The sequence below is a fragment of the Mesorhizobium sp. M2A.F.Ca.ET.067.02.1.1 genome (assembly GCF_004023285.1).
Taxonomy (GTDB): domain Bacteria; phylum Pseudomonadota; class Alphaproteobacteria; order Rhizobiales; family Rhizobiaceae; genus Mesorhizobium.
The window spans coordinates 1-913 of the sequence record NZ_RZSB01001244.1 but is presented as its reverse complement, the minus strand read 5'-3'; the positions used below and the strand labels follow the sequence as shown (position 1 = coordinate 913).

1 protein-coding gene is annotated in these 913 nt (G+C 66.4%); it reads left to right on the top strand.

The genetic code is table 11. The features are described 5' to 3' along the window. On the top strand, positions 1–913 hold a 913-nt coding region (locus tag EOA28_RS37065; RefSeq protein ID WP_245501699.1), incomplete at both ends, for a glutamate synthase-related protein.

Genomic DNA, 913 nt, shown 5'->3' with positions numbered 1-913 from the left:
TACATGTTCCGCATGCGCGGCGAGGCGCATATGTGGTCGCCTGATGCGGTCGCTACCTTGCAGCATGCCGTGCGCCAGGGCTCCTGGGACACGTTCAAGGAGTATTCGGCGCAGATCGACAGCGCGACCGCGCGGGCGCAAACCATCCGCGGTCTGTTCAAGATCAAGCTGGCCGAAGCAACCGGCCGCAAGAAGGTCGCGATCGAGGACGTCATGCCGGCGGCCGAGATCGTCAAGCGCTTCTCGACCGGGGCGATGTCCTTCGGCTCGATCTCACGCGAGGCGCACACCACGCTGGCGCGCGCCATGAACCAAATCGGCGGCAAGTCGAACACCGGCGAAGGTGGCGAAGAGGCCGACCGCTATCTGCCGCTGCCCGGCGGCGGCAAGAACCCGGAACGTTCGGCGATCAAGCAGGTCGCTTCGGGACGGTTCGGCGTCACGGCGGAGTATCTGGTCAATTCCGACGTCATGCAGATCAAGGTGGCGCAAGGCGCCAAGCCCGGCGAGGGCGGCCAGCTGCCTGGTCACAAGGTCGACGCCACCATCGCCAAGGTCAGGCACTCGACGCCGGGCGTCGGCCTTATCTCGCCGCCGCCGCATCACGACATCTATTCGATCGAGGACCTGGCGCAGCTGATCTACGACCTGAAGAACGTCAATCCGGCAGCCGACGTCTCGGTCAAGCTGGTGTCGGAAGTCGGCGTCGGCACGGTCGCGGCGGGCGTCGCCAAGGCGCGCGCCGACCACATCACCATCTCCGGCTATGATGGCGGCACCGGCGCTCCGCCGCTGACCTCGCTCAAGCATGCCGGCAGCCCGTGGGAAATGGGCCTTGCCGAGACGCATCAGACGCTGGTGCTCAACGGCTTGCGCAGCAGAGTCGCGCTGCAGGTCGATGGCGGGTTGCGCA